Below are 26,078 nucleotides of genomic sequence, written 5' to 3'. Positions count from 1 at the left end.
TTGTGTCGGACGTTGTCGCGTCGTCGTGGGTTGGGTTTGTATCGCGCCGTGACGATCGCGCGGCCCTCGGCCTCGGAGGTCGGCGTTACAGTCGAGGCCCTGCGAGAGGTGGGGTGGCAGAGGGCGGGAAAGGGGGGTGATCGATGAGCTTGTCGGGCGGCGGCGGCTCTTCTCGGAAGAGAAGATCGGCCTGGGCTAGTTCGGGTTGTTCCTGGCGCCGGGTCGGCCGGCATGACCGGGCCGGGATCGACTGCGCCGCGGCAGTTCGCGTTCACCACCCGCGCCCACGTGGCGGTCGACGACATCACCGGCGAGCCGATCGGTCTCGACGACGTCGACACCCGGGTGGGGTGGTTGCTCGACCTGATCGCCGCGGCCGGCGCCGAGTTGACGGCACGGCTGTGGCAGCCGGTCACCTTCGACGTCCTCGCGGCCGGACGGGACCACCAGGACCGAAGGCTGCCCGCACAGGGGCACGTCGCCGCGGCCCGCCTCGGCTGGAACCCGCACTACCCGGACGGGGTGTACGTGCCCTCACGCGTGACCCGGGTGGTGACCGCGCAGGTGATGGCCACCCTGCGGATCCTCGCTTACCGGGACACCGCGATCACATCGCTCTCTCAGCGGTTCGACCCGGCCACGGGCGCTCTGGCGCCGCCGACCGAACCGGGCGACTGGGTGCCATTGGGTTTCGCCCGGGGCGTGCGGCGCCAGCTGATTGCCCGCGCCCGCCGCGAGGGCGGGGCACTGGCCGGTCGGTTGCGGATCACCGACATGCAGGGCCCGCCTCAGGTCGCGGCGATGGCCCGGCTGTCGGCCGCGGATCGACAACTCGCACACATCGCCGTCTCAGATGCCGTCATGACGTTGACGGTGAAGCTGCCGACCTGCCCGGTCCCGGCGGGGCGGGCGCAGTGGCGGCGGGTTCGGCTGACCGCCGCCATCCCCGGGCACCTGGACGGCCGGGCGGTCAGCGGCTGGCATCTGCCGACCCTGGTCCTCGACCAAAGGGGTCTGTTGTTGCGGTGCGCGGCGACCGAACTCGTCCCCGCCGCCGATCTGATGGCCGGCACGGTCGCGGTGGGGGTGGATTGGTCCCCGTCTACTCTCGGTGCCGCCGCCATCACCACCGAGAACCCGGACGGGTTGTCCTCGGACTTTCGGGGTTGGACGTACGACGACCGCGGCCTCGGGACCAAACTGGCCCGCCTGCAATCGGAGGGGCAGATGTTGCACCGCAAGGCCGCTCGGCTGACGCAACTGGCCACCAACGCCGAACCCGAGGTCCGCACCAGGCTGGAGGCGAAGATCGCCGTCCTCAACGACCACCGCACCGCGGTGGGCGTCAAACGGAGCAAGATCAACCGGGAATTGGGATTCCACTTCGCCCGCCAGGTCACCGACTACGCCGCCTCGGCGGGGGCGCGGGTGATCGCGGTGGAGGATTTGACCACCCTCGAGTCCCGCGGGCACGGTCGGGTCAACAACAATCGGGCCGCGCAGTCCGCCCGCCGAAAGGCGGTGATCGCCCTCGCGCACACCGCCGCAGAGGTCGGCATCACGGTGGTCTCGGTGCCGGCCCGCGGCTCCTCCGCGCAATGTCCGGGCTGCGACGCACCCCTTGCGCGTCCCGGCGGCTACCACACCGCATGGTGTTCACACTGCCGGGTCAGTGGCAACCGCGACCATATCGCCGGAGTGAACCTGGCCAAACGCGCACTCCTCGGCAAAGGCAAGGTCACCCGGCGGCGGGGGCAGCTGCCCGCGGTCCGGGTCGCCGAGCACGCGCCGGTCCGCAAGTCCCGGGACAAGACCAGTCCGACCCCGAGCAGGCCGCGGCACCGCCGGGTCCGCCACAGCCTGCCCACCGTGACAGCGCGGGCGGGGGTGACTAAGAAGCAGCATGTTCCTGCACTCGAAGCGTCGGTGTGGGACACGGTCCAACCCGCACCACCTCACGGTGACACGGGTAGCCGTGACACACGTCCATCTCCGACACACGCCACGCAAGTGGCAGACAGTATGAGATCTACGTAGACGCTCTATCTTGAGACTGTGAAGACACGACTGGCACGGGCCGCGGTTACCGTCGCGATCGCCTCCCTGACGGTCGGCGGCACCTGCCTCGCCGCCCCGGCCGCGTTCGCCGACGAGCCCGACCGGGCGCCGGGTAGCGTCGTCGAGGTCGAACCGCTGCCCGCGGACCTCTGGATTCCCGGCACCGCCGACGCGCAGCGGATCACCTACTGGTCCATCGGGTCCGACGGAAACGCCGCACTCAGCAGCGGCGCGGTGTACGTCCCACCGGGGGAGGCGCCGGACGGGGGCTGGCCGGTGGTCGCGTGGGCGCACGGCACGTCCGGACTCGCGGACGACTGCGCACCCTCGCGCGTCGGCCCCGCCCTTCCCGAGCGGGACTATCCGTACCTCGGACGCTGGCTCGAGCAGGGCTACGCCGTCGTCTCCACCGACTATGTCGGTCTCGGCACCCCCGGTGTGATGCCGTACCTCGACGGAAAGGTCGAGGCGCACAGCGTCGTCGACTCGGTGAAGGCCGCCCGCACCGTCGACGGGTCGCTGTCGAACAAGTGGGTGGTGGTCGGACAGTCACAGGGTGGCGGCGCCGCGATCACCACCGCCCGCTACGCCACCGAGTTCGGCGGGGAGACGCTGGACTACCGCGGGGCCGTGGGAACGGGGGCCCCCGCGAACATCGAACTGGCACTGCTGCCGCTCGGCCCGGGGGTGCCGCCCACCGCGATCCCCGCAGGCCTCACGTCGTACCTGTTCTACATCCTCGCGGGACTGCGGTCGGCGCACCCCGAGATCGACCTCGACTCGTATCTCACCCCGTTGGGCGCGCACTACGTGGACGCCGCGGAACAGCTGTGCGTCAACGAACTTCACGACGCCGCGGAAGGCGTGGTGGTCGGCGACCTGTTCAGCAGGCCGCTGAACCAGATCCCGAACTTCCACGGCCTGCTCGTGGACTACATGGGCGTCCCGACGAGTGGGTACGACCGTCCCCTGTTCATCGGGCAGGGGCTCACCGACATCGACGTGCCCGCCCCGTCCGCGCTCTCGCTGGTCGCCGCGCTCACCGCGAACGGCGAGCCGGTCACGTTCAAGGCCTATCCCACCGACCACAGCGGCACGCTCGTCGATTCGCAGGCCGACACCATCCCGTTCGTGCGAGGCCTGTTCGGCTGACCGATCGGGGCACTGTCCAGAATCCGGACAGTTGCTCGCCGCGGCTCACGGGCACTATGGCGTGGGTCACACTGTGTGGGTACGTTCGGATGTGAGTCGTGCACCTCTGCACGACCGGATCCGCGCGCGGCAAGGAGTCGAGGTTGGAGTTTGGCGGCACGACCGGGCACGCGGCGATGCGGCCGGAGATCGCATTGTCCTGGAAGCGTTCGGCGCTCAACGGGCTGGAACCGACGTCGACGCCGACCGGTGATCCCTGCCCCGACCTGGACAAGTCCAGCCGGCTGCTGCAGGCGGCCCGGCCCGTCCTCGACGAGATGGAACAGCAGATCCAGGGCACCGGTTTCTGCGTCCTGCTCGCCGACCGCGACTGCCGCATCGTCGCCCGGCTCTTCGACGGCCGCAAACTCGAGCGCCTGATCGACTCCGCCGGGGCGGTGCTGGGGTCGAGATTCGGCGAGGACCACGTCGGGACCACCGCGCTGGGGACGCCGCTGGAGGTCCGGCGCGGTGTCGTGATCCACGGCGAGGAGCACTACCTCGAGCGGTTCAAGGACCTCAGCTGTTACGGACACCCGATCGTGCATCCGGTGACGCGCCGCGTGGAGGGCATCCTCGACATGACGGGCGTCGCGTCGCGGGCCAACCCGCTGTTCGCCCCGTTCCTGGCGCGCGCGGCCGGCGACATCGAACGACGGTTGCTCGAGGGGTCCCGGGTGTCGCAGCAGCGGCTCGTGGACGCGTTCCAGCGGGTGTCGCCGCAGAACCAGATGGCGGTCACCGCGATCGGGGAGGACATCCTCCTCAGCAACCGGGTCGCGCTCGACCTGCTCCAGGTGTCCGATCACGCGACCCTGCGGGGGCTTGCGGCGAACCTGCGTCCGGAGCAGTCGAAGACGGTGCGGATCCAATTGTCCTCGGGCGAACCGGCGTTGGTCCGGGCCGACCACGTGGCGGGCACCGACGGCGGTGCGGTGTTCGTCGTCCGCCCGGACCGCCGGACGAGCACCCCCATCCGTCGCGGCAAGTCGCCGTCGAGTTCCGTCGTCGAACGCAGCAGGTCGGAGTTGTCGCGGCTGCGCGAGACCCGGGATCCCGTGGTGATCAGCGGCGAACCGGGAACCGGCAGGACCACCGCGGTCCGTGATCTGGCGGGGGACCGGTCGCTCGTATGTATGGACGCTGCCGCGATCGCCCTCGACGGCGTCGACGCCTGGATCGACCGGCTGCTCGCCCTGGCGGCCGGACCCTCCGCGGTCCTGGCGATCGAAGAGGTGCAGTTGCTGCCCGAATCGATGCTGCCGCTGGTCGTGAAGATGCTGGCGGCCGACGCGGGGCCCCGGATCGTGATGACCAGTTCGCCCCTCGCGGACCTGCCGCCGGGCGCGGCGGGTCTGGTCGGCCGGTGCCCCGGACAGGTGGTGCTGCCGCCGCTGCGGCAACGGACCCGCGAATTCGCGGACATCGCGCAGGCGGTCCTCGATTCCGTCGAGCCGGGCCTTCGGCTGTCCGCGAGCGCGCTCGACGCTCTGATCGCTCGCGACTGGCCGGGCAACATCGCGGAACTGTCGGTCGTGCTGCAGGCGGCCGCGCGCGGGCGCACCAGTGCGCACCTCGCCGTCGCGGATCTGCCCGAGATCTACCGGACCCCGACGCGGGTGTCGCGGCTCGCGGGCCGTGAGCGCGCCGAACGCCAGGCCATCGTCGACGCATTGCAGGAAAGCGGCGGCAACAAGGTGCACGCCGCGGCCGCACTGGGCATCAGCCGAAGCACGCTGTACGTCCGGATGCGGGCCCTCGACATCACCGTCTAGCAGCGGGTTTCCCCACAGAAGAGCGACCGTCCGGAGGTGTCCGAAGTCAGGACAGTTAGTGATATGGCAATCAGTGCACTATGAGCCACGTCACATTCACAACTTCGGAGGTTTTGATGACAGCGACGATCGAACCCAGCCAAGCGGAACTCTTGCCGTCGGTACGGAACTTTCTGTCCGGCACCAAGCGATTCCTCGTCGGCGGGCAGTGGGTGGAATCGGCGAGCGGCGAGACGTTCGAGACCATCGACCCCGCCAACGGGCAGGTGCTGACCACCGTCGCACGCGGTGGCGCCGAGGACGTCGACCGCGCAGTCCGCGCCGCACGCACCGCATTCGACGAGGGCCCGTGGTCCACCATGAAGCCCAACGAGCGTGAACGCCTGATCTGGCGGGTCGGCGACATCCTCTCCGAGCGCGCCGAGGAATTCGGACAGCTCGAGGCGCTGGACAACGGCAAGTCGGCAGGCATCGCTGCCGCCGTCGACGTCGCGTGGTCGGCCGACATCTTCCGCTACTTCGCGGGCTGGGCCACCAAGATCGAGGGCAGCACGGTCAACGTGAGCATGCCGTTCGTTCCCGGCGGCCAGTTCCACGCGTACACGCTGCGTGAACCCGTCGGTGTCTGCGGACTGATCGTTCCCTGGAACTTCCCGCTGCTGATGGCCGCATTCAAGCTGGCCCCCGCGCTCGCGGCGGGCAACACGGTGATCCTCAAGCCCGCGGAGCAGACGCCGCTCACCGCGCTCCTGCTCGGCGAGGTGTTCGAGGAGGCCGGATTCCCGCCCGGCGTCGTCAACATCGTCACCGGCTACGGCGACGCCGGTGCCGCGCTCTCCGCTCACGACGACGTCGACAAGATCGCGTTCACCGGATCCACCGAGGTCGGCAAGAAGATCGTCGACGCCGCCCGCGGCAACCTGAAGAAGGTGTCGCTCGAACTAGGCGGCAAGAGCGCCAACGTCGTGTTCGCGGACGCGGACTTCGACGCCGCCGTCACCGGATCGCTCAACGCCTGGCTGTTCAACCACGGCCAGTGCTGCGTCGCCGGCACCCGGATGTTCGTCGAGGACAGCATCTTCGACGACTTCACCGCCGCGGTCGCCGAGGCCGCGAGCCAGGTGAAGATCGGCCCCGGACTCGACCCTGCCACCCAGCTCGGACCGCTCGTGTCGCAGGAGCAGTTCGACAAGGTCACCGGCTACCTGGCTGCCGGACTCGCCGACGGCGCCCGTGCCCTCACCGGCGGAAAGCGCTGGGGAGACACCGGCTTCTACGTCGAGCCGACGGTGTTCGTGGACGTGAAGCCCGAATTCAGCATCGTCGAGGAAGAGATCTTCGGCCCGGTCGTCGCGGCGCTGCCCTTCAACGCGGAGGAGGGAGTCGCGAAGGCGGCGAACAGCAGTATCTACGGTCTCGCCGCCGGAATCTGGACCAAGGACCTGTCCAAGGCGCACCTCACCGCCCGCCAGCTCAAGGCCGGATCGGTGTGGATCAACCAGTACAACGGGTTCGACACCGCCATGCCGTTCGGTGGATACAAGCAGTCCGGGTGGGGGCGTGAACTCGGGGCCACCGCCATCGACCTCTACACCCAGACCAAAGCCGTCAACATCGCACTCTGACCGTCACTCGGCATCGTCACTCGAAGAGGAGAAGTGAAGACATGAAGACCAAAGCAGCGGTTCTGCTCGAAGCCGGCAAGCCGTTCGAGATCATGGAACTCGAACTGGACGGTCCGGGACCCGGCGAAGTGCTCATCAAGTACGTCGCGGCAGGCCTGTGCCACTCGGACCTGCACCTCACCGACGGCGATCTGCCGCCGCGTTATCCCATCGTCGGCGGGCACGAGGGGTCGGGCATCATCGAGGAAGTCGGCCCCGGTGTCACCAAGGTGAAGCCCGGCGACCACGTGGTCTGCAGCTTCATCCCGAACTGCGGGACGTGTCGCTACTGCGCCACCGGTCGCCAGAACCTGTGCGACATGGGTGCCACCATTCTCGAGGGTTCGATGCCCGACGGCTCCTTCCGGTTCCACTCGGGCAAGGACGATTTCGGTGCCATGTGCATGCTCGGCACGTTCTCGGAGCGGGCCACTATCTCGCAGCACTCGGTGGTGAAGGTGGATGACTGGCTGCCGCTGGAGACGGCCGTCCTCGTCGGCTGCGGTGTGCCGTCCGGTTGGGGCACCGCGGTGTACGCGGGCGGAGTCCGCGCCGGTGACACCGTCGTCATCTACGGCATCGGCGGACTCGGCATCAACGCCGTGCAGGGCGCCGTCAGCGCCGGCGCCAAGTACGTCGTGGTCGTGGACCCGGTGGCGATGAAGCGGGAGGCCGCTCTGAAGTTCGGTGCCACCCACGCGTTCGCCGATGCCGCCGAGGCTGCCGCGAAGGTCAACGAACTGACCTGGGGACAGGGCGCCGACCAGGCCCTCATCCTGGTCGGGACCGTCGACGAAGAGGTGGTGCAGAACGCGACCGCCGTCATCGGCAAGGGCGGCACCGTCGTCATCACCGGTCTCGCCGACCCCGCCAAGCTGACCGTGCACGTGTCGGGCACCGACCTCACCCTGAACCAGAAGACGATCAAGGGCACGCTGTTCGGTTCGGCCAACCCGCAATACGACATCGTCCGCCTGCTGCGGCTGTACGACGCGGGTCAGCTCAAGCTCGACGAGCTGATCACCACCAAGTACACGCTCGAGCAGGTCAACGAGGGCTACCAGGATCTGCGGGACGGCAAGAACCTGCGCGGTGTGATCGTCCACGCGTAGGCGGCTTCGCCACCCGTGCGCCTTTTTGGTTGTGCTAGCTACCAGAAAGGCGCACGGGTGCGGAGTGCCACACGTCGGCGAGCAGGTCGTACGTCTTCAGCCAGGACTCGGTGTTCTCGGCGTGGGACGCGACGATCAGCTCGTCGGCCTGTGCGTGCTCGGCGAACTCGTCGAGGTACGTCTTGACCTCGGTGGGTGTGCCGACGGCGGAGTAGCGCACCATCTGCGCGACCTGCTGACCCGCCGGGGACGTCATGATGAGGTCGACCTCCTCGGGGGTGAACGTCCGCCCGCGTCCGACCATCTGCACCACCCGCCGCCGCAGCGAGGCCTCGAACTGCCGGTGCGCGTCCTCGGTGGTGTCGGCGGCAATGGCGTTGACGCCGGCGATCACGTACGGCTCGGACAGCTCCCCGGACGGTTCGAACCGCTCCCGGTACAGCGTGACGGCGTCGACGAGGGAGTCGGGGGAGAAGTGGGACGCGTTGGCGTAGGGCAGGCCGAGCTTCGCGGCGAGCTGCGCGCCGAACAGCGACGATCCGAGGATGTACAGCGGAACGTCGGTGCCCTTGCCGGGGATCGCGTCGACGCCGGGAACCCGTGACACGCCTTTGAGGTACGCCTGGAGTTCCAGCACGTCCTGCGGGAACCGGTCCGCGGACGCGGCGTCGCGGCGCAGCGCGTACATCGTCTTCTGGTCGCTGCCGGGGGCGCGGCCGAGACCGAGGTCGATGCGGCCGGGGTGCAGGGTCGCGAGGGTTCCGAACTGCTCGGCGATCGTCAGCGGCGCGTGGTTGGGCAGCATGATGCCGCCCGCGCCGAGCCGGATGCTGTCGGTGTGCGCGGCGACGTGCGCGATGAGGACACTCGTGGCCGAGGAACCGATCGACGGCATGTTGTGGTGCTCGGCGTACCAGATGCGGCGGTACCCGCGGGTCTCCGCGAGCTGCGCGAGTTTCACGCTCGCGTCGAAACTGTCCCGCGCAGTGTCGCCCTCGCGGATGTAGGCCAGATCCAGAATCGACAGGACAGCACTCACGGGCTTCTTCACCTTTCGTCACCGAGGTGCGAGAGGTTAGCCTCGCGCACTACCTCCGGGTACAACCGCGGAGGTAGTGCGCGTATTCCTGGCCGGTGTCAGGCGTCGACGAGTGGCCGCAACGTGTGCCCGGTGAGTTCGACGATGCCGGGTTCGTGCCCATTGGCGACGAGATTGAGGACGACGCCGTCGATTCCCACGTCGAGGACCCGGGTCTTCAACTGCTCCGCCACCTCGTCCGGGGGCGCCGCAGAACTGCCGGTCGGTGGCGGCGGCGCGTTCCTCCTCCGACGCCTTCGACAGGTCGACGCCGCGCTCGAGCAGGAACTCGTGCTGGAGTTGCCGGGCGCGGTCGCCGTCCTCGTCGATGATGACGAACGCCAGATAGCTGGTTTCCAGCGTGGACCGGTCGCGGCCGATCTCCGAACACCGCGCGTCGAGGGCCTCGAGCTTGCGCGGCAACTCGCTCGTGTTGCAGATGATGTTGAGGTGATCGGCGAACCGGGCGGCGAGACCGAACGTCTTCTTCTCCCCGCCGCCACCGAGCATGATCGGCAGGTCGTCGCGGATCCGCGGCTCGTTGATCGCGTTCTCGACGTGATACCACTTGCCGTCGAACGTCGGCCGCTGTCCGTGCAGCATCGGCGCGATGATCTGCAGCGCCTCGTCGAGCCGTTCGAACCGGTCGGTGAACGTGCCGAACTCGTAGCCGTACTGCTGGTGCTCGAGTTCGAACCAGCCGGCGCCGATTCCCAGGACGGCGCGTCCGCCGCTGGCGACGTCGAGGGTGGTCACCGCCTTCGCGAGCATGGGCGGGTTGCGGTACGTGTTGCCGGTGACGAGGGCGGACAACTGAATGTTCTCGGTGGCCGTGGCGAGGGCGCCGAGTGCGGTGTACGCCTCGAGCATCGGTTCGTCGGGCGCACCGAGACCCGGCAGCTGATAGAAGTGATCCATCACGAATGCGGTGTCGAAGCCCGCGGATTCGGCCTCACGGGCCTGCGCGATGACAGTCGGGAACAGGTCCGCGACGGGGGTGGAGTAACTGAAATTCGGCATCTGGTATCCAAGGCGAATAGTCACCCGTTCGACGCTACTCGCCTCGCGGGATCGTCGCCTCGTGATAAATATGGCTGATGAGGGGCGTGCGGAAATCGATTGTGGTGTCACTGGTCGGCGTCGTGCTCCTCGCGCCGGCCGCGTGCTCCGACCGGTCCGGCACGGCGGTGAGCGAGCCGCCGGCAACGACGACCGTCTCCGCCGCGGATCCGACGGGGGATGAGGCGACCACGTCCGCGAGCCTGCCGTACACGGAGACCGAACTGCAGGTCACCGGTTCCACCGGCCGCGTCACCTACGACGTGCTCATCCCGCAGATCGAGGGCGGCGATCCGGCGGTCACCGCCGAGTTCAACGAATCGATGCGGGCCGCGCTCCAGGACCAGATCGACGGCTGGGGCACCGACGCGTTCACGCTGAGCAGCCAGGAACACAGCGTGGCGCACATCGGTGAGCACGTGGTCAGCGGGCTGCTGGTGACGTCGTGGAACGCCGATCCGCCCGGGGCGCATCCCACGCCGATCGTCGCGACGGTGGTGGTGAATGCCGATACGGCCGCACCGATCACGCTCGACGACCTCTTCCCCGACCTGCCGGCCGGGCTGCAGGCGCTGTCGGACAGTTCCGCGCGCCTGCTCCCCGAGACGGTCGCCGGACCGGACTTCGAGCGATCGGGCATCGAGCCGACCGAGGCGAACTTCGCCAACTGGCTGGCCACCCCGGCGGGCATGGAGATCCACTTCAACGACTACCAGGTGGGGCCGCACGCCATCGGACTCGTCACGATCACCGTGCCCTGGGACGACCTGGCCGACGTGATCGACCCGGAACTGGCTCCCGTCGTGTCGAGTTAGCCGCTGCCCGACCGCTCACCGGGAACGAACCTGTGGTTGCCCGGGTGCTCCGACCTACCGTCCCAGACAGGCCTTTGCTGCCGAAATGTGTCTGTCGAATGGGAGAGGAGCGCGCCCGTGAGTGCACGCACCGAAGTTGATGCTCGGGCGAATCGGATCGGCGACGTGGACGCGGTCGTCGTCGGCGCGGGATTCGCGGGTCTGTACGCCGTCCACAAACTACGGAGCCTGGGTCTGACGGTCCAGGGGGTGGAGGCGGCCGCCGGCGTCGGCGGAACGTGGTTCTGGAACCGCTATCCCGGCGCCCGGTGCGACGTGGAAAGCGTCGACTACTCGTACTCGTTCTCACGGGAACTCGAGCAGGAGTGGGACTGGAGCGAGAAGTACGCCACCCAGCCCGAGATCCTGGCGTACATCGAACACGTCGCCGACCGGTTCGACCTCCGCGACCGCTTCCTGTTCGGCACCCGCGTGACGTCCGCGGAACTGGACGAGGACACGCTGCGGTGGGAGGTGCGCACCGACCGCGGCGACGTCCTGTCCGCCCGGTACTGCATCTTCGCGACCGGTGCGCTGTCCACCGCGAACATGCCGAACATCCCGGGACGCGAATCCTTCACGGGCGACACGCATCACACCGGTCACTGGCCGCACGAGGGTGTCGATTTCACCGGCCGGCGGGTCGGGATCATCGGTACCGGCTCCTCGGGTATCCAGTCGATTCCCGTCATCGCCGAGCAGGCCGACCACCTGTACGTGTTTCAGCGGAGCGCCAACTACAGCGTCCCGGCCGGGAACGAGACGTGGGACGACGAGATGCGGCGCGCGATCAAGGCGGGGTACGACGAGCGCCGGCGCCTGTCCCGGGAGAGCGGTGGCGGCTCGCCGTACAACGCGCACCCGAAGTCGGCGCTCGAGGTGTCCGACGAGGAGCGCCGCGACGCGTACGAGACGCGATGGAAGCTCGGCGGGGTGCTGTTCGCGAAAACCTTTCCGGACCAGACGAAGACCGAGGCCGCGAACGCGACCGCGCGGGAGTTCGCGGAGGAGAAGATCCGCCGCCTCGTCGACGACCCCGCGGTCGCGGACACGCTGATCCCGAACGATCACCCCATCGGCACCAAACGGATCGTCACCGACACGAACTACTTCGAAACGTACAACCGGCCGAACGTCACCCTCGTCGACCTCAAGGCGGCGCCGATCGAGTCGATCACCCCGTCGGGGATCACCACCACCGACGCCGATTACGGCCTCGACACGCTCGTGTTCGCCACCGGATTCGACGCCATGACCGGCGCCCTCGACCGCATGCGGATCGTCGGCCGGGGCGGGGCGTCCCTCGCCGAGTACTGGAGTGAGGGGCCGAAAACCTATCTGGGTCTCGGTGTTCCGGGGTTCCCGAACCTGTTCGTCGTGACGGGTCCGGGCAGCCCGTCGGTGCTGGCGAACATGGTGCTCGGCGCCGAGCAGCACGTCGACTGGATCGCGGACTGCATCGAGCACCTGTGGGAAAAGGACTACGACGCGGTCGAGGCGTCGGTCCCGGCCACCGAGCAGTGGGTGGAGCACTGCCGCGAACTCGCCGCGCAGACCCTGTTCCCGCTGGCGAACTCCTGGTACATGGGCGCCAACATTCCGGGCAAACCTCGGGTGTTCATGCCGTACATCGGCGGCTTCGGCGCGTACGGGCGGATCTGCGCCGACGTCGCGGAGGAGGGATTCCGCGGGTTCGAGTTCAGCCGGTCCCGCACCAGGCTCGCCGACCCGGTGGGATAGTTTCCCGGACATTGGTCAGCCGCGCAGGCAATTGCCTGCGCGGCTGACCAATTCGTGGGCGAAGAGCGCTCAGTCGGGCAGTGCGTACGTGGCCCAGGCCCGGGCGAGCATGTCACCGTCGACCGCGCACGTGACGGTGACATCGGTCATGCGCACGCCGTCCCGGACGTACGTCTGCTGCAGTGACGACGTGAATTCCGCCTCGGACGGCACCGCCAGGCGGATGCGGGTGCGGAACCTGCGGAGGTCACCGGGGAACTGTCCGGCGCAGTGGCGCTCGAGCAGGTCCGCCGATCGATCCTCGGGGGCGGCCGTGCCGGGGAAGCTGTTCGTCCAGAACTCGTAGACCAATTGCTCGTCGCGGTTGCGGAACTGCACGAGGAGGTCGTGGTCGCCGACCCTGCGGACCACCGGCGACAGGTCGGCGGTCGTGGGCCGCAGCAGGAGGAGGTCCTGCTCGACGGCCGCTCCCGGTTCGGGTGCGACGACCACCCCGGCCGGGACGGCGTCGGCGCACAGCCGGCGGATCTCCGCTGTGCACGGCTGCGAAGAGATGAGTGCGGCCATCGTTCCTCCCAAATCACGGGTCTGTAGTCCGGACGGTAGTCGCCGCAGCCCGGAAACGGGGGGCGTGGTCCCTGTGATCGGGACGTCGAAAATCCGCCGCGACGGCCGGATACGAAAGCCTCTCGCTGAGTGGGAGAGTCGGGTACCGCAGCGCGCCGCGTGCGCCGACTATGAGCTACACCACACCCCGAGGGTGTTCTTGACGTACAGCGAGGCGGAGGTAGACATGGCGCGCAACAGTGCCGTTGACGGCGACGAAGTCCGGATGATCGAAGTGGGATCGGCACCAACGCGTTTCGCGCGCGGGTGGCACTGCCTGGGTCTGGCGAAGACCTTCAGGGACGGCGCCCCGCATCAGATCGACGCGTTCGGCACGTCGCTGGTGGTGTTCGAGACGTCCGACGGGACGCTCAGCGTCCTCGACGCCTACTGCCGCCACATGGGTGGCAACCTGGCGCATGGCACCGTGAAGGGCGACTCCATCGCCTGCCCGTTCCACGACTGGCGCTGGGGCGGCAACGGCAAGTGCACCGGAATCCCGTACGCGCGACGCGTCCCGCCGCTCGCCCGGACCCGGGCCTGGACGACCATCGAGCGCAACGGCCAGCTGTACGTCTGGAACGACCCGCAGGGCAACCCGCCGCCCGCCGACGTGACGATTCCCGAGATCGAGGGATTCGGCTCCCCGGAATGGACCGACTGGACCTGGAATTCGCTGCTCGTCGAGGGTTCGCACTGCCGCGAGATCGTCGACAACGTGGTCGACATGGCGCACTTCTACTACGTCCACTTCTCGTTCCCGCGCTACTTCAAGAACGTCTTCGAAGGGCACGTGGCCACCCAATACATGCAGTCGACGCCGCGCCACGACATCTCGGTCGGCACCAGCTACGACGACCCCAACTCCACGCTGCGCTCGGACGCGTCGTACTTCGGCCCGTCCTACATGATCGACAAGCTGTGGAGCGAAGCGAACGGCATGATGATCGAGACGGTGCTGATCAACTGCCACTACCCGGTCAGCGCCGACTCGTTCGTCCTGCAGTGGGGCGCCATGGTCAAGAAGCCCGAGGGGCTGTCGGACGAGGTCGCGAACGGCATGGCGGCGCAGTTCGCCGAGGGCGTCGAGCTCGGATTCAAGCAGGACGTCGACATCTGGCTGAACAAGTCGCGGATCGACAACCCGCTGCTGTCGGAGGAGGACGGTCCCGTCTACCAGCTGCGCCGCTGGTACCAGCAGTTCTACGTGGACGTCGAGGACATCACCGAAGACATGACCAAGCGTTTCGAATTCGAGATCGACACCACCAGGGCGGTGCAGAGCTGGGAAGCGGAGGTTGCCGACAACCTCGCCAACGGCGTCGTGCCGCTCGACACCAACGCCTGAGCCCGCTCGCAGAAGAAGGACACCACAGATGACCCACGAGGTTCTCGACAACATCATGGCGATCGCGGATCAACTCCGCGATCAGGCTCCCGAGGCCGAGCGGATCGGCCGGCTGCCCGACGACACGGCGAAGAAGCTCCGCGAGGCCGGGCCGATCAAGCTGCTGCAGCCCGGAAAGTACGGCGGCTTCGAGGCGCACCCGCGTGAATTCGCGGAGACGGTGATGGCCGCGGCGTCGCTCGACCCGGCCACCGGTTGGGTGTGCGGCATCGTCGGCGTGCATCCCTGGCAGCTGGCGTTCGCCGACCCGAAGGTGCAGGACGAGGTGTGGGGGTCCGACACCGACACCTGGATGGCCTCGCCGTACGCACCCACCGGGATCGCGACCCCCGTCGACGGCGGCTACCTCTTCAACGGCCGCTGGCAGTTCTCCTCGGGTACCGATCACTGCGACTGGATCTTCCTCGGGGCGATGCTCGGCGACAAGGACGGCGCCATGGCGCTGCCGCCGAAGATGCTGCACATGATCCTGCCGCGCAGCGACTACGAGATCGTCGAGGACTCGTGGAACGTCGTCGGGCTCAAGGGCACCGGGTCCAAGGACATCATCGTCCGGAACGCCTTCGTCCCCGACTACCGGGTGATGGACGCCGACGAGGTCATGAACGGCACCGCGGTGCAGAAGTTCGGCCGCACCGAGACGCTGTACAACATGCCGTGGTCGACGATGTTCCCCCTCGGCATCTCCTCCGCCGTCGTGGGAATCGCGGAGGGCGCCCTGGCCGCTCACCTCGACTACCAGCGCGACCGCGTCGGCGCGCAGGGCACTGCGATCAAGGACGACCCGTACGTGCTGTTCGCCGTGGGCGAGGCCGCGGCCGACATCAACGCCGCCCGCCAGGAACTGCTCGCCAACGTCGACAAGATCTGGGATCTCGTCGAGTCGGGCAAGGAAGTCACGTTCGAGGACCGCGCGGCCGGACGTCGCACCCAGGTGCGGGCCGCGTGGCGTGCGGTCACCGCCGTCGACCAGATCTTCGCACGGTCGGGCGGCAACGCGCTGCGCATGGACAAGCCCCTGCAGCGGTACTGGCGTGACGCGCACGCCGGCCTGGCGCACGCGATCCACGTGCCGAGCACCGTGTACCACGCCTCGGCGCTCAGCTCGCTCGGCCTGGACCCGGCCGACAACCTCAAGTCGATGATCTGACCGGCGTCAGACCTCGAAAACAGTAGAAGGACAACACATGACAGACATCAAGGGACTGGGCTACGTCAAGATCCAGACCAACGACCTCGAGCGCTGGCGCACCTTCGCCTTCGACGTCCTCGGATTCGCCGAGGGCAGCGGGCCCGACGAGAACGCTCTCTACCTCCGCATGGACGAGCGGGCGGCGCGGATCGTGATCGTGCCGGGCGAGACGGACGAGGTCGTCACCATCGGGTGGGAGGTCCGCGATCACGCGGGCCTGGTCCGTGTCCAGGAGGCGGTCGAGGGAGCCGGTATCGCCGTCAAGCCGCTGTCGGTGGAGGAGGCCGACGCACGGCGCGTCGAGGAGGTCATCACGTTCCAGGACCCGACCGGCGCGACGATCGAGATCTTCCACGGCGCCGTCCTCGACCACAGCCCGGTGGTCACCCCGTTCGGAGCGAAGTTCGTGACCGGGGCGCAGGGCCTCGGCCACGTTGTGCTGCCGGTGATGGACTTCAGCGGAGCCTTCGACTTCTACACCGAGGTGCTGGGCTTCCTGCCCCGCGGCGCCTTCCGCATCCCGGCGCCGCCGGAGTTCGGTCCGATGCGGGTGCGCTTCATGGGTGTCAACGAACGTCACCACAGCCTGGCGCTGTGCCCCGCGCCGCACGGGGGTGCGCCCGGGCTGGTGCACATCATGGTGGAGGTCGACACGCTCGACGCCGTCGGCCAGGCGCTCGACCGCGTCGTGAAGGACGGGTTCTCCGTCTCCTCGACGCTCGGTCGCCACACCAACGACAAGATGGTGTCGTTCTACGTCCGGGCGCCGGGCGGCTGGGACATCGAGTTCGGCACCGACGGCATGAAGGTGGACGAGAAGTACTACTCCGCGGAGGAGATCACCGCCGACAGCTACTGGGGTCACGACTGGTCGGGGAGTGAGCCGCTGGCGGCGATGTAAAGCGACGCCGGGGCCCGGTGCGCGTATCTGCCGATGCGCGCGCCGGGCCTTTTGCCTGTTCGGGGACGTGGGCGACGCACTATTGCAAATAGGCATATGCCTATTTATAGTAAGTGTCGCCAGTCACACACCGCGTCGCCGCATCGAGCTGCGCCGCTACGGAGGTCCCCATGACTACGTCACTCAGCCCCACGCCCACCGCCGGACTCGATCGCGCCGCACTGCTCCTCGACGCGTTCGACGGTCCGGGCAGGCTCACGCTCGCGCAGATCGTGCGCCGCACGGGGCTTCCGCGATCCTCCGCGCACCGGATGCTCGAACGTCTCGTCCAGCTGCGGTGGCTCCGCCGGGAAGGCAGGGACTACGAACTCGGTATGCGGCTGTTCGAACTCGGGTCACTGGCCGTCCACCAGGACCGCCTGCACCGGGCCGCGCTGCCCTTCCTGCACGAACTGCACCGCCTCACCGGGCACGCCGTGCACCTCGCGGTGCTGGAGGGAATCGACGTGGTCTACCTGGAGAAGATCGCCGGACGATTCGGCGTCGGGCTGCCGTCCCGCGTCGGCGGCCGCCAGCCCGCGCACTGCACGAGCGTCGGCAAGGTGCTGCTGGCCCACTCGCCCGAATCCGTGGTCGACCGTGTCGTCGAGGCCGGCCTGCCCCGCAGCACGCGATTCAGCATCGACTCGCCGACCGCGTTCCGCGCCGAACTGCAGAAGACCCGCGAACGCGGAGCGGCATACGACCGCGAGGAGGATCTCGTCGGCGTCAGCTGTGTCGCCGTGCCCGTGGGCACCGAGGACAACGTCGTCGCGGCCATCTCCGTGTGCGGTCCGAGCAGCCAGATCAAGCTCGATCACCGTCTGACCGCGCCGATTCGCATGTCCGCCAAGGGCACCTGGCGCAACTACATGTCGACCGCGACACCGGCCGGCGGCCGCACCGACCGATACTCCGCCTGAGAGACCGAGGAGCACAGATGCCGCTCGACGAGCAGGCCGCGACCATTCTCCGGGGCCTGAACGAGAACTTTCCCCGGGTCGAGACGATGACGGGCGCCGAGGCCCGCGCGGCGACGAAGGCGGGACGCAAGGCCGCCGCGGACCCCGAACCGGTCGGCAGCGTGCTGGACCGCGACATTCCCGGCGGGGCCGGGCCGATCGCGGTGCGGATCTACACACCGACGACGCATTCTGCGGAGCTGCTGCCCGTCGTCGTCTTCTTCCATGGCGGCGGGTTCGTGATCTGCGACCTCGACAGCCACGACGGGTTCTGCCGCGCTATGTGCAACGGGATCGGCGCCGTCGTCGTCTCCGTCGACTACCGTCTGGCCCCGGAATCGCAGTGGCCGGCCGCGGCGGACGACGCCTACGCCGCGACGTGCTGGGTCGCCCAGCACGCCCGCGAACTCGGCGCCGACCCGGCCAGGCTCCTCGTCGCCGGCGACAGCAGCGGCGGCAACCTCGCGGCCGTCGCCGCGCTGATGGCCCGCGACCGGGCAGCGCCGTCCGTCCTCGGGCAGTTGCTGATGTACCCCGTCATCGAACCGGTCTTCGACACCGAAACGTACGAGGAGTTCGCGGAGGGCCACTTCCTCACCCGCTCTGCGATGCAATGGTATTGGGATCAGTACCTGCCCACCCACCGCGACGGCGCACCCGCCTACGCGGCCCCGGTGCGCGCCGAGGATCTCGGCGGACTCCCGCCCGCGATCGTGATCACCGCCGAACGCGATCCACTCCGGTCCGAGGGGGAGAAGTACGCCGCGGCGCTGGCCGACGCCGGTGTGCCCGTGCAGTGCAGGCGGGCCGCGGGAATGTTCCACGGATTCTTGACGATCGACGCGATGACCGCGGCGCAGAGCGAGCGGCGGGAACTGTGGCCTCGGCTCCGGGACCTGGTCGCCGAACCGGTCCGCACCCCGTCCGGCTAGTCCTCGCTCTCGGCCTCGTAGTCCACGTCCCGCGCCGCCTTCATCGCGGCCTGGTACTCCTGCTGTGCCTCACGGGAGCGCCGGATCGAATGCGATTCGGTCGGTTTCGGCACACCGGGATGCTCCGGTGTGCCCTCGCCGCGCATCCGCAGGGCGGCCTCGTCGATGTCGGCGAGCATCTGCTTCGCGAGTTCGCTCTCTGCGGCGTAATAGCGCTCGGACCACTTGTTGACCATGTGCGCGAATGCCCACGTGGGTTCGACGTCGGAATCGCGGGCGTCGAGCGCGGCCTGCCTGCTCATCCCTTCCGCATACGAGATGTGCTCCTCGAGAGCTTCTTTGAGCTGTTCGGGCTCCGTGAGGTGGCCGAGCCACATTCGCAGCATCACCCCGTGCTTGAGGACCGGGGGATCGATCGGCGCCTCCCGTGCCCAACTGCGGATGACGGCCATCCCGGAGTCCGTGATCTTGTACAGGCGCTTGGGTTTCACCCGCGCCGCATCGTCGACGACCGTCCTCGACGTCACGTACCCCGCGTCCTCGAGCTTCTTCAGCTCCGAGTACACCTGGCTGAACGACGGGCTCCAGTAGAAGAACCGCACACTGTACGAGGCCCACTTCTTCAGGTCGTAACCCGACATCTCCTCGCCGAACGACAGGATGCCGAGCACCGGCCAGCTCGTGGAGCGGAGGCCGGCGAACCCGGAACTCTGTGTGGGATCGGACGAAGGCATTTCCCGAGCCTATCAACCGGATGTTCGGGCGTAGGCACGCGAAAGGCTGCCGCTGGGTGGGACGGGGCGTTCCGCGGGGCTGCCGCCGCGGCGAGGCTGATCGCAACCCGTCGATCCGAGGAGACACGATGACCCGTACCGAAGAACCCGCGTCGCCGGTGGTGCGCCGCTTCGCCCCCGCCGACCTCAAGTCGGTGCTCGGGCACTTCTGCACCGGCGTCACGGTGATCACCGCGCACGACGGCAAGAGTCCGCACGGCTTCACGTGCCAGTCGTTCGTGTCGCTGTCGCTGGACCCGCCGTACGTGTCGTTCAGCCCCGCACGCACGTCGACCAGCTGGCCCCGGCTGCGGGCGAGCGAACACGTCTGCGTCAACGTGCTCGCGCACGACCAGCGGGACGTGTGCGGGACCTTCGCGACGAGCGGCGCCGACAAGTTCGCCGGCGTGGGGTGGTCGCACGCCGGCAACGGCGCCCCGGCGCTGGACGGCGTGCTCGCCCAGGTGGAGGCGACCGTCGAGTTCGAGCACGACGCCGGCGACCACACCATCGTCGTCGCGCGCGTGACCGGACTGGACGTGCTGCGGGACGTGCCCCCGCTCCTGGTGTACCGCGGCGGGCTCGGCATCTTCACCGCGGCGACGTAATCGCGTCGTCTCCCGCTCCGCGGAGGTGCTGTTGTCTCCCGCTCCGCGGGAGGTGCTGTGGGAAAGAGCAATTGACACCGGCAAGGTGTGATCGAGACCACTTCGGAAGGTGTGCACGATGAGCGTAGACGAGCAGAACTGGGACCGGGAGGTCGATCTCCTGGTGATCGGCAGCGGTGCGGGTGGCATGACCGCCGGCCTCGCCGGGGCCGAGCGGGGACTCGACACCCTCGTCGTCGAAAAGTCCGGCGTGTACGGCGGTTCGACGGCGTTGTCGGGTGGCGCCCTGTGGATTCCCAACTCGCCGATCCTCGTCCGTGAAGGCCGCGCCGACGACCCCGGCGACGTCCGGAAGTACCTGGAGTCGATTGTCGGCGACAGCGTGCCCGCCGAACGCCTCGACGCGTACATCGAGCAGGGGCCGGCGATGATGCAGTTCTTCGAACAGCACTGCCCGCACCTCCGGTTCTCCTGGTGCGAGGACTATTCCGACTACCACCCCGAGAACGTGGGCGGACGGCCGAAGGGGCGGACGGTCGAACCGCTGCCGTTCGACATGAACCGGCTCGGCGCCGACCGCGAACTGCAGCGCCCGAACTCCCTGGCGATGCCGGGCGGGCTCTACATGACCTCCACCGAGTTCCGGCACCTCAACATGTTCTTCCGTACCTGGGCCGGTCGGCGAACCGCGCTGGGCGTCGGCTGGCGTTCGGTGGTGGCGATGGTGCGGCGCAGGCGGATGGAAACCCTGGGGCAGGCTCTCGTCGGCCGGCTCCGGCTCAGTCTCCAGGAGGCGGGCGTCCCACTGTGGCTGAACTCCCCGCTGAAGAGCCTGATCACGGACGATTCCGGGGCCGTCACGGGCGCGGTCGTCGGATCCGGGACGCGCGAACTGCGGATCCGCGCCCGTGACGGCGTCATGGTGGCCACCGGCGGATTCGAGCAGAGCGAGGAGATGCGCAAGCGGTACCTCCGGGAGGGCGGCAAGGACAACTACAGCGCCGGGTCACCCGACAACACCGGTGACGGCATTGTGGCCGGCGAGCAGGTCGGCGCCGCCGTCGACCTGATGGACGACGCCTGGTGGATGCCGTCGTTCCGGCGTCCGGACGGCATCATGCACGTCCTCGTGTCGGAGCGGTCGATCCCGCCGTCGCTGATCGTCGACCAGAACGGCAAGCGGTTCACCAACGAGGCGTCCCCGTACGTGTCGTTCGTGCACGACCAGATCGCCGGCGGACACGACCCGGTGTGGTTCGTGTTCGACTCGAAGGCCAAGAGCCGCTACCAGTTCGGCGGTGTGATGCCCGGACAGAAGTTCCCGGCGGAATGGTTCGAGACGGGGCTGATGCTCCGCGCCGCGACGCTCGGCGAACTTGCGCAGAAGATGAGCGTTCCGGCCGAGGCGCTGTCCGCGGAGGTCGCCCGGTTCAATGGGTTCGCCCGCGCGGGGGTCGACGCCGACTTCGGTCGCGGCGACAGCGCGTACGACCGCTACTACGGCGACCCGCGGCTGCCCAACCCGACCCTGGACGAGGTGGACAAGGCCCCGTACTACGCGGTGCGGATGGAGGCCGGCGACCTCGGCACCAAGGGCGGTCTCGTGTGCAACGAGCACAGCCAGGTGCTCAGCGGCACCGGCGAACCGATCCCCGGGCTCTACGCCACAGGCAACACGTCGGCGTCCGTGATGGGCAACGACTATGCCGGCGCCGGCGCGACGATCGGCCCCGCGATGGTGTTCGGCTGGGTCGGTGCGCGCCATGCAGCCGGGGCGGTGAGCTGAGTGCTCCCCGTCGAATGTCGGCGCTGCGGCAACGCGGTGCTGGTGGAGAAATACAGCGAGGCGCACACCAGCGTGCAGTGGCTGGACGACGCCGAGCGGACGTGCCCGGAGTTCGCGTCGCGCGCCGAGGCGGGGGAGCACTCGATGTTCGTTCCCACCTGCGGCGCGCTGCGCGGATCGATCGACGATGCGGTGGAGGACGGGCGGGTGGGGCTGTCCCTGCGCAGCTACCCGACTCCCGGCCGCCTGGACTAGAGGAGACAACCGATGTCACGGATGGCAGGCAAGGTCGCCTTCATCACCGGTGCCGGAAACGGCATGGGACGCAGTCACGCGGTCCGGCTCGCGGAGGAGGGCGCCGACGTCGTCGCCGTCGATCTGCCGTCGGCCGAGGCCGATCTCGCCGAGACCCGCAGGCTGGTCGGCGAACTCGGCCGCCGGGCGGTCGTCGCGCACGCCGATGTGCGGGATCCGTCCGCGTTGCGTGCGGCGGTCGCCGCGGGGGTGGAGGAGCTGGGTGCCCTCGACGTCGTCGTCGCGAACGCGGGTGTCTGCGACAACCCCGGCCCGGCGTGGACGATCGACGACGACATCTGGCACCGATCGCTCGACGTCAACCTCACAGGCGTCTGGAACACGGCGACCGCCGCGGTCCCGGCGATGCGCGACGGTGGCGGTTCCGTCGTGATCGTCAGTTCGACCGCCGGCATCAAGTCGGTGGCCGGGGCCGCCCACTATTCGGTTTCCAAGACCGCCGTGGTGGGGTTGGCCCGGACCCTCGCCAACGAACTCGGACCGCTGTTCATCCGGGTGAACGTATTGCACCCCGGCGCCGTCGGCACCGGCATGACCCTGAACCCGGCGACGATGGCGCGGCTGCGGCCGGACCTCGACAACCCGGCCGCCGAGGACATCGTTCCCGTCCTCTCGGCGAACCACATGCTGCCCATTCCGTGGCTGGACTCGCGGGACGTCAGCAATGCGCTGCTGTTCCTCGCCTCGGACGAATCGCGATACATCACCGGCACACAACTCGTGGTCGACGCCGGACTGACCCAGAAGGTGTAGAGATGACAGGTCGAGTGAACGGAAGAGTCGTCCTGGTGACCGGTGCCGCACGCGGGATCGGCCGGGCGCAGGCGTTGCGGTTCGCACAGGAGGGCGCCGACGTCGTGGCCGTCGACCTGTGCGGTCCGGTCGGTACGGTGGTGACGCCGCCGGCGAGTCCGGAGGACCTGGAGCAGACCGCGAAACTGGTCCGGGACACGGGACGGCGGATCGTGACGGCGCAGGTGGACGTGCGCGACGGTGCTGCTCTGGCCGAGGCGGTCACCGCGGCGGCGGAGGACCTGGGCGGACTGGACTTCGTGTGCGCCACGGCGGGCATCACGTCGTCGGGCGCCGCACTGGAACTCGACTCCGAGACCTGGCAGACGATGCTCGACGTCAATCTGACGGGGGTGTGGCAGACGTGCAAGGCGGCGGCCCCGCATCTGATCGAGCGGGGCGGCGGGGCGATGATCCTGACGAGTTCCATCGCCGGTCTGCGCGGACTCGTCGGCGTCGCGCACTACACCGCGGCCAAGCACGGGGTGGTGGGGCTGATGCGGTCGCTGGCGAAGGAACTCGCGCCGCACCGGGTGCGGGTCAACAGCGTGCATCCCACCAACGTCGACACGGACATGATCCAGAACGACATGGTGCGGCGGGCGTTCCGGCCCGATCTCGAGCACCCCACCCGGGAGGAGTTCGCGGCGGCCGCGGTGACGATGAACATGCTGCCGATCCCGTGGATCGAACCGGTCGACGTGGCGAACGCCGCGCTGTTCCTGGCCTCGGACGAGGCGCGGTACATCACGTCCGTCGCTCTGCCGGTCGATGCGGGCAGCGTCAGTAGATAATCCCGAGTCGGTCCGCTGGAAGCGCCGCCCGTGGTATGTAGAACAGGTGTCAGTTTCCGATCTCGAGGCCGTCGCGGCGATCAGCCGGCTCAAGTACGCGTACCTACGCGCGCTCGACACGAAGAGCTGGGACGAGTTCGCCGACACTCTGCTGCCGGACGCCACGGCGAACTACGGTGAGCGCCTCACGTTCGACTCACGCGACGCGCTCGTCGAGTACATGAAGTCGAAACTCGGGGCGAACACCATCACCGAGCACCACTGCGGCCACCCGGAGATCGACGTGGACGCCGACACGGCGACGGGACGGTGGTATCTCTCCGACACCGTGCTGGTCCCCGAACACGGCATGTTGCTGCGCGGGGCGGCGTTCTACTCCGACCGCTACCGGCGGGGCACCGACGGTCGGTGGCGGATCGCGCACACGGGGTACGAGCGCACGTACGAAGCGGTGGTGTCGCTGGCCGACATCCCGAGTTTCCATCTCACGGCCAACCGATGGGCGGACACCTGATGGGCACGCTGGACGGCAAGGTTGCGCTGATCACCGGCGCCGGTCAGGGCGTGGGGGCCGGGATGGCGTTCGCGCTGGCCAAGGAGGGTGCGCGGATCGCGGTGGTCGGGCGGACGGAGGCGAAACTCGTCGACACGTGCGCCGCGATCGCCGACTTCGGCGGCGTCGCCGAGCCGATCGTGTGCGACGTCAGCAAACGCGATCTGCTGGGTCCGATGGTCGACCGCGTCGTCGAGGTGTTCGGCGGGCTCGACATCCTGATCAACAACGCCAACGCGAGCGCGCTCGGACCGCTCCTCGAGATCACTCCGAAGCTTCTCGACCGCGCGATGGCCGTCGGTCCGGTGGCCACCCTGTTCCTCATGCAGCTGTGCTACCCGCACCTGAAGGCGCGTGGCGGCGGCTCGATCGTCAACCTCGTCAGCTCCTCGGCCGTGCGCTGGGACACGAGCGGCTACGGGCTGTACGCGGCCACCAAGGAGGCGATGCGTTCGCTCACCCGGACCGCGGCCAGCGAATGGGGCCCGGACGGCATCCGCGTCAACGCGATTGCGCCGCACGCACTGTCCCCGGGGCTGAAGTGGTGGACGGAGACCAATCCGGAGGAGGCCGCCGAGTTCGTGAAGTCGATCCCGCTCGGCCGGATCGGGGATTGCGAACGCGACATCGGGCGCGCCGTCGTCTTCCTCGTGGGCCCCGACGCCGGATACCTGTCGGGGGCCACCATCCCACTCGACGGCGGGCAGGCGCGCTGGAGCTGATCGCGCGATTGCCCCGAGCTTGCTCATTTCCCTCCCTTCCGGTAGGAATTGGGTCGTGCATACGACTCACCTGGTGCGACGCCTCGCCGTCGACCTGTGCCGTACGTGCGCCAACATGTGTTGTTGCTGACGGTCCGGCGCGCGTAACGCGTGCTGTCCTCTCCTCGTAGCCATCGGCCGTTCGGTAATTCCTCGCGCGTTCTCCGCGTTCGCAGGTCCGGGCCGACCCTCGACAACTTCGCGAAAGAAATCATGAGCACTGCATTCGAGACCAGAGCGGCGTCGCTGACGCTCGACAAGTTCGGCCCGTCGTTCGGCGCCGAGATCCTCGGCCTGGACGTCGCGTCCGCCACCGACGACGAGGTGACCGCGATCCGGTCGGCGCTGACCGAACACAAGGTTCTGGTCCTGCGGGGCCAGTCGCTCGACGACTGGGGCCACATCGAGTTCGGTCGCCGGCTCGGTCGGCTGACCGCGGGTCACCCCGTCCACGACAGCGGAAACGTGGCCCGGGAGGTGTACGCGCTCGACAGCAAGGACAACGGTTTCGCCGACGTGTGGCACACCGACGTGACATTCATGAAGCGGCCACCGCTCGGGTCGATCCTCCGTCCCGTCGTCCTTCCGCCGCACGGCGGCGACACCAACTGGGCCGACAGCCAGCTGGCGTACGAATCGCTGTCGCTGCCGATCCGGCAGATGATCGACCAGCTGACCGCGGTCCACGACGGCAACCGCGAATTCGGGTACTACCTCGCGCAGAAGCGCGGCGGCAAGGGAAACATCTGGGACGGTGAGGAAGTCACCGCACTCGCGCCCGTCGAGCATCCCGTCGTGCGGGTTCACCCGGAAACGGGGCGCAAGGGCATCTTCGTGAACCCGGGCTTCACGTCCCACATCGCCGGGGTGTCCGAGGCGGAGAGCCGGGGAATTCTCGACTTCCTGTACGCCCACCTCACCAAACCGGAGCACGTCGTGCGGCACCGCTGGCGTCTCGGCGACCTCGTGCTGTGGGACAACCGCAGCACCGCGCACTACGCCAACCGCGACTACGGGACCCAGCACCGCGTCATGCACCGCATCACGCTGGAAGGCGATGTGCCGGTGGGCCCGCAGTAGGGCAACGTGCGCATTCACCGGGCGGGCGGCGTCCGCAGCGACTAG

23 protein-coding genes and 1 pseudogene are annotated in these 26,078 nt (G+C 68.6%); 20 read left to right on the top strand and 4 right to left on the bottom strand.

The features are described from left to right. Positions 1 to 231 precede the first annotated feature (231 nt). The 5 genes from ROP_RS11085 to ROP_RS11065 all read left to right on the top strand — a co-directional run bounded on the left by ROP_RS11085 (position 232) and on the right by ROP_RS11065 (position 7,800). Positions 232 to 2,037, top strand: a complete 1,806-nt coding sequence (locus ROP_RS11085) for a zinc ribbon domain-containing protein (protein WP_012689430.1) — start codon at positions 232 to 234, stop codon at positions 2,035 to 2,037. 30 nt (positions 2,038 to 2,067) lie between these two features. Beyond that, positions 2,068 to 3,210: an alpha/beta hydrolase gene (locus ROP_RS11080; RefSeq protein ID WP_050785197.1), complete on the top strand. Its 1,143-nt coding sequence runs from the start codon at positions 2,068 to 2,070 to the stop codon at positions 3,208 to 3,210. Between the two features lie 176 nt (positions 3,211 to 3,386). Then, positions 3,387 to 5,024 (top strand): sigma-54-dependent Fis family transcriptional regulator, encoded by a 1,638-nt coding sequence (locus tag ROP_RS11075; RefSeq protein WP_043826442.1) that lies wholly within the window; start codon positions 3,387 to 3,389, stop codon positions 5,022 to 5,024. 116 nt (positions 5,025 to 5,140) lie between these two features. Then, on the top strand, positions 5,141 to 6,649 hold the full coding sequence (locus tag ROP_RS11070) for an aldehyde dehydrogenase family protein (protein ID WP_012689427.1): 1,509 nt from the start codon (positions 5,141 to 5,143) through the stop codon (positions 6,647 to 6,649). A gap of 41 nt (positions 6,650 to 6,690) precedes the next feature. Continuing rightward, positions 6,691 to 7,800, top strand: coding sequence for an NDMA-dependent alcohol dehydrogenase (locus tag ROP_RS11065; RefSeq protein ID WP_012689426.1), 1,110 nt, complete (start codon positions 6,691 to 6,693; stop codon positions 7,798 to 7,800). 34 nt (positions 7,801 to 7,834) lie between these two features. On the opposite strand, the gene ROP_RS11060 is transcribed toward ROP_RS11065, so the two are convergent. Together ROP_RS11060 and ROP_RS11055 are read right to left on the bottom strand one after the other, a co-directional pair. Then, the gene (locus tag ROP_RS11060) at positions 7,835 to 8,839 is read right to left on the bottom strand and encodes an LLM class flavin-dependent oxidoreductase (protein ID WP_012689425.1); all 1,005 of its coding nucleotides are present in this window, start codon (positions 8,837 to 8,839) and stop codon (positions 7,835 to 7,837) included. Positions 8,840 to 8,937: 98 nt separating this feature from the next. After that, positions 8,938 to 9,922: pseudogene (locus ROP_RS11055) on the bottom strand (LLM class F420-dependent oxidoreductase). A gap of 53 nt (positions 9,923 to 9,975) precedes the next feature. On the opposite strand from ROP_RS11055, the gene ROP_RS11050 reads away from it, so the two are divergent. Together ROP_RS11050 and ROP_RS11045 are read left to right on the top strand one after the other, a co-directional pair. Then, positions 9,976 to 10,752 carry an RsiV family protein gene (locus ROP_RS11050; protein ID WP_012689423.1) on the top strand — a complete coding sequence of 259 codons (777 nt, stop codon included), beginning with the start codon at positions 9,976 to 9,978 and terminating at the stop codon, positions 10,750 to 10,752. Positions 10,753 to 10,908: 156 nt separating this feature from the next. Beyond that, a complete protein-coding gene (locus ROP_RS11045; RefSeq protein WP_043826441.1) occupies positions 10,909 to 12,531 on the top strand; it encodes a flavin-containing monooxygenase in 1,623 nt (540 codons plus the stop codon). Positions 12,532 to 12,600: 69 nt separating this feature from the next. Here ROP_RS11045 and ROP_RS11040 read toward each other — a convergent pair whose 3' ends face one another. Continuing rightward, positions 12,601 to 13,098 carry a hypothetical protein gene (locus ROP_RS11040; protein ID WP_012689421.1) on the bottom strand — a complete coding sequence of 166 codons (498 nt, stop codon included), beginning with the start codon at positions 13,096 to 13,098 and terminating at the stop codon, positions 12,601 to 12,603. Positions 13,099 to 13,324: 226 nt separating this feature from the next. Here ROP_RS11040 and ROP_RS11035 point away from each other — a divergent pair, with 226 nt between their 5' ends. From ROP_RS11035 to ROP_RS11015, 5 genes are all read left to right on the top strand, one after another. Next, positions 13,325 to 14,485: a Rieske 2Fe-2S domain-containing protein gene (locus ROP_RS11035; protein WP_043826440.1), complete on the top strand. Its 1,161-nt coding sequence runs from the start codon at positions 13,325 to 13,327 to the stop codon at positions 14,483 to 14,485. Between the two features lie 28 nt (positions 14,486 to 14,513). Continuing rightward, positions 14,514 to 15,695, top strand: coding sequence for an acyl-CoA dehydrogenase family protein (locus ROP_RS11030; RefSeq protein WP_012689419.1), 1,182 nt, complete (start codon positions 14,514 to 14,516; stop codon positions 15,693 to 15,695). 37 nt (positions 15,696 to 15,732) lie between these two features. Next, entirely contained in the window at positions 15,733 to 16,638 is a 906-nt protein-coding gene (gene bphC, locus ROP_RS11025) for a biphenyl-2,3-diol 1,2-dioxygenase (RefSeq protein ID WP_012689418.1), read from the top strand. Between the two features lie 170 nt (positions 16,639 to 16,808). Continuing rightward, positions 16,809 to 17,600, top strand: a complete 792-nt coding sequence (locus tag ROP_RS11020; RefSeq protein ID WP_012689417.1) for an IclR family transcriptional regulator — start codon at positions 16,809 to 16,811, stop codon at positions 17,598 to 17,600. A gap of 17 nt (positions 17,601 to 17,617) precedes the next feature. Further along, complete coding sequence (locus tag ROP_RS11015) at positions 17,618 to 18,571, top strand: alpha/beta hydrolase (protein WP_012689416.1); 954 nt, start codon at positions 17,618 to 17,620, stop codon at positions 18,569 to 18,571. On the opposite strand, the gene ROP_RS11010 is transcribed toward ROP_RS11015, so the two are convergent. Next, positions 18,568 to 19,305, bottom strand: a complete 738-nt coding sequence (locus ROP_RS11010) for a PadR family transcriptional regulator (RefSeq protein WP_012689415.1) — start codon at positions 19,303 to 19,305, stop codon at positions 18,568 to 18,570. The two genes, ROP_RS11015 and ROP_RS11010, sit on opposite strands and share 4 nt — an antisense overlap. A 128-nt stretch (positions 19,306 to 19,433) precedes the next feature. Between ROP_RS11010 and ROP_RS11005 the strand changes: the two genes are divergently transcribed. From ROP_RS11005 to ROP_RS10970, 8 genes are all read left to right on the top strand, one after another. Next, positions 19,434 to 19,952 carry a flavin reductase family protein gene (locus ROP_RS11005; RefSeq protein ID WP_012689414.1) on the top strand — a complete coding sequence of 173 codons (519 nt, stop codon included), beginning with the start codon at positions 19,434 to 19,436 and terminating at the stop codon, positions 19,950 to 19,952. A 118-nt stretch (positions 19,953 to 20,070) separates the two neighbouring features. After that, positions 20,071 to 21,738 (top strand): FAD-binding protein, encoded by a 1,668-nt coding sequence (locus tag ROP_RS11000; protein ID WP_012689413.1) that lies wholly within the window; start codon positions 20,071 to 20,073, stop codon positions 21,736 to 21,738. Beyond that, a complete protein-coding gene (locus tag ROP_RS10995; protein WP_012689412.1) occupies positions 21,739 to 21,993 on the top strand; it encodes a hypothetical protein in 255 nt (84 codons plus the stop codon). 12 nt (positions 21,994 to 22,005) lie between these two features. After that, positions 22,006 to 22,806, top strand: a complete 801-nt coding sequence (locus ROP_RS10990; RefSeq protein ID WP_012689411.1) for a mycofactocin-coupled SDR family oxidoreductase — start codon at positions 22,006 to 22,008, stop codon at positions 22,804 to 22,806. A 2-nt stretch (positions 22,807 to 22,808) separates the two neighbouring features. After that, positions 22,809 to 23,639 (top strand): mycofactocin-coupled SDR family oxidoreductase, encoded by an 831-nt coding sequence (locus ROP_RS10985; RefSeq protein WP_012689410.1) that lies wholly within the window; start codon positions 22,809 to 22,811, stop codon positions 23,637 to 23,639. Positions 23,640 to 23,685: 46 nt separating this feature from the next. Next, positions 23,686 to 24,153: a nuclear transport factor 2 family protein gene (locus ROP_RS10980; protein ID WP_012689409.1), complete on the top strand. Its 468-nt coding sequence runs from the start codon at positions 23,686 to 23,688 to the stop codon at positions 24,151 to 24,153. Beyond that, on the top strand, positions 24,153 to 24,914 hold the full coding sequence (locus tag ROP_RS10975) for an SDR family NAD(P)-dependent oxidoreductase (protein ID WP_012689408.1): 762 nt from the start codon (positions 24,153 to 24,155) through the stop codon (positions 24,912 to 24,914). Before ROP_RS10980 ends, ROP_RS10975 begins: the two co-directional genes overlap by 1 nt. A gap of 252 nt (positions 24,915 to 25,166) precedes the next feature. Further along, complete coding sequence (locus tag ROP_RS10970; RefSeq protein WP_012689407.1) at positions 25,167 to 26,033, top strand: TauD/TfdA dioxygenase family protein; 867 nt, start codon at positions 25,167 to 25,169, stop codon at positions 26,031 to 26,033. The last annotated feature ends 45 nt before the right edge of the window (positions 26,034 to 26,078 follow it).

Origin of the sequence: Rhodococcus opacus B4 (genome assembly GCF_000010805.1) — a bacterium.
GTDB lineage: Bacteria > Actinomycetota > Actinomycetes > Mycobacteriales > Mycobacteriaceae > Rhodococcus_F > Rhodococcus_F opacus_C.
Note: the sequence above shows the minus strand (reverse complement) of the source record. Positions and strands in the feature narration are given on the sequence as shown.

Bases quoted from the DNA above. Each gene is read 5' to 3' on its own strand.
- ROP_RS11085 (WP_012689430.1), top strand. From the start codon at position 232: ATGACCGGGCCGGGATCGACTGCGCCGCGGCAGTTCGCGTTCACCACC.
- ROP_RS11075 (WP_043826442.1), top strand. From the start codon at position 3,387: ATGCGGCCGGAGATCGCATTGTCCTGGAAGCGTTCGGCGCTCAACGGG.
- ROP_RS11070 (WP_012689427.1), top strand. From the start codon at position 5,141: ATGACAGCGACGATCGAACCCAGCCAAGCGGAACTCTTGCCGTCGGTA.
- ROP_RS11065 (WP_012689426.1), top strand. From the start codon at position 6,691: ATGAAGACCAAAGCAGCGGTTCTGCTCGAAGCCGGCAAGCCGTTCGAG.
- ROP_RS11050 (WP_012689423.1), top strand. From the start codon at position 9,976: ATGAGGGGCGTGCGGAAATCGATTGTGGTGTCACTGGTCGGCGTCGTG.
- ROP_RS11040 (WP_012689421.1), bottom strand. From the start codon at position 13,098: ATGGCCGCACTCATCTCTTCGCAGCCGTGCACAGCGGAGATCCGCCGG.
- ROP_RS11035 (WP_043826440.1), top strand. From the start codon at position 13,325: ATGGCGCGCAACAGTGCCGTTGACGGCGACGAAGTCCGGATGATCGAA.
- ROP_RS11030 (WP_012689419.1), top strand. From the start codon at position 14,514: ATGACCCACGAGGTTCTCGACAACATCATGGCGATCGCGGATCAACTC.
- bphC (WP_012689418.1), top strand. From the start codon at position 15,733: ATGACAGACATCAAGGGACTGGGCTACGTCAAGATCCAGACCAACGAC.
- ROP_RS11020 (WP_012689417.1), top strand. From the start codon at position 16,809: ATGACTACGTCACTCAGCCCCACGCCCACCGCCGGACTCGATCGCGCC.
- ROP_RS11015 (WP_012689416.1), top strand. From the start codon at position 17,618: ATGCCGCTCGACGAGCAGGCCGCGACCATTCTCCGGGGCCTGAACGAG.
- ROP_RS11010 (WP_012689415.1), bottom strand. From the start codon at position 19,305: ATGCCTTCGTCCGATCCCACACAGAGTTCCGGGTTCGCCGGCCTCCGC.
- ROP_RS11005 (WP_012689414.1), top strand. From the start codon at position 19,434: ATGACCCGTACCGAAGAACCCGCGTCGCCGGTGGTGCGCCGCTTCGCC.
- ROP_RS11000 (WP_012689413.1), top strand. From the start codon at position 20,071: ATGAGCGTAGACGAGCAGAACTGGGACCGGGAGGTCGATCTCCTGGTG.
- ROP_RS10990 (WP_012689411.1), top strand. From the start codon at position 22,006: ATGTCACGGATGGCAGGCAAGGTCGCCTTCATCACCGGTGCCGGAAAC.
- ROP_RS10985 (WP_012689410.1), top strand. From the start codon at position 22,809: ATGACAGGTCGAGTGAACGGAAGAGTCGTCCTGGTGACCGGTGCCGCA.
- ROP_RS10975 (WP_012689408.1), top strand. From the start codon at position 24,153: ATGGGCACGCTGGACGGCAAGGTTGCGCTGATCACCGGCGCCGGTCAG.
- ROP_RS10970 (WP_012689407.1), top strand. From the start codon at position 25,167: ATGAGCACTGCATTCGAGACCAGAGCGGCGTCGCTGACGCTCGACAAG.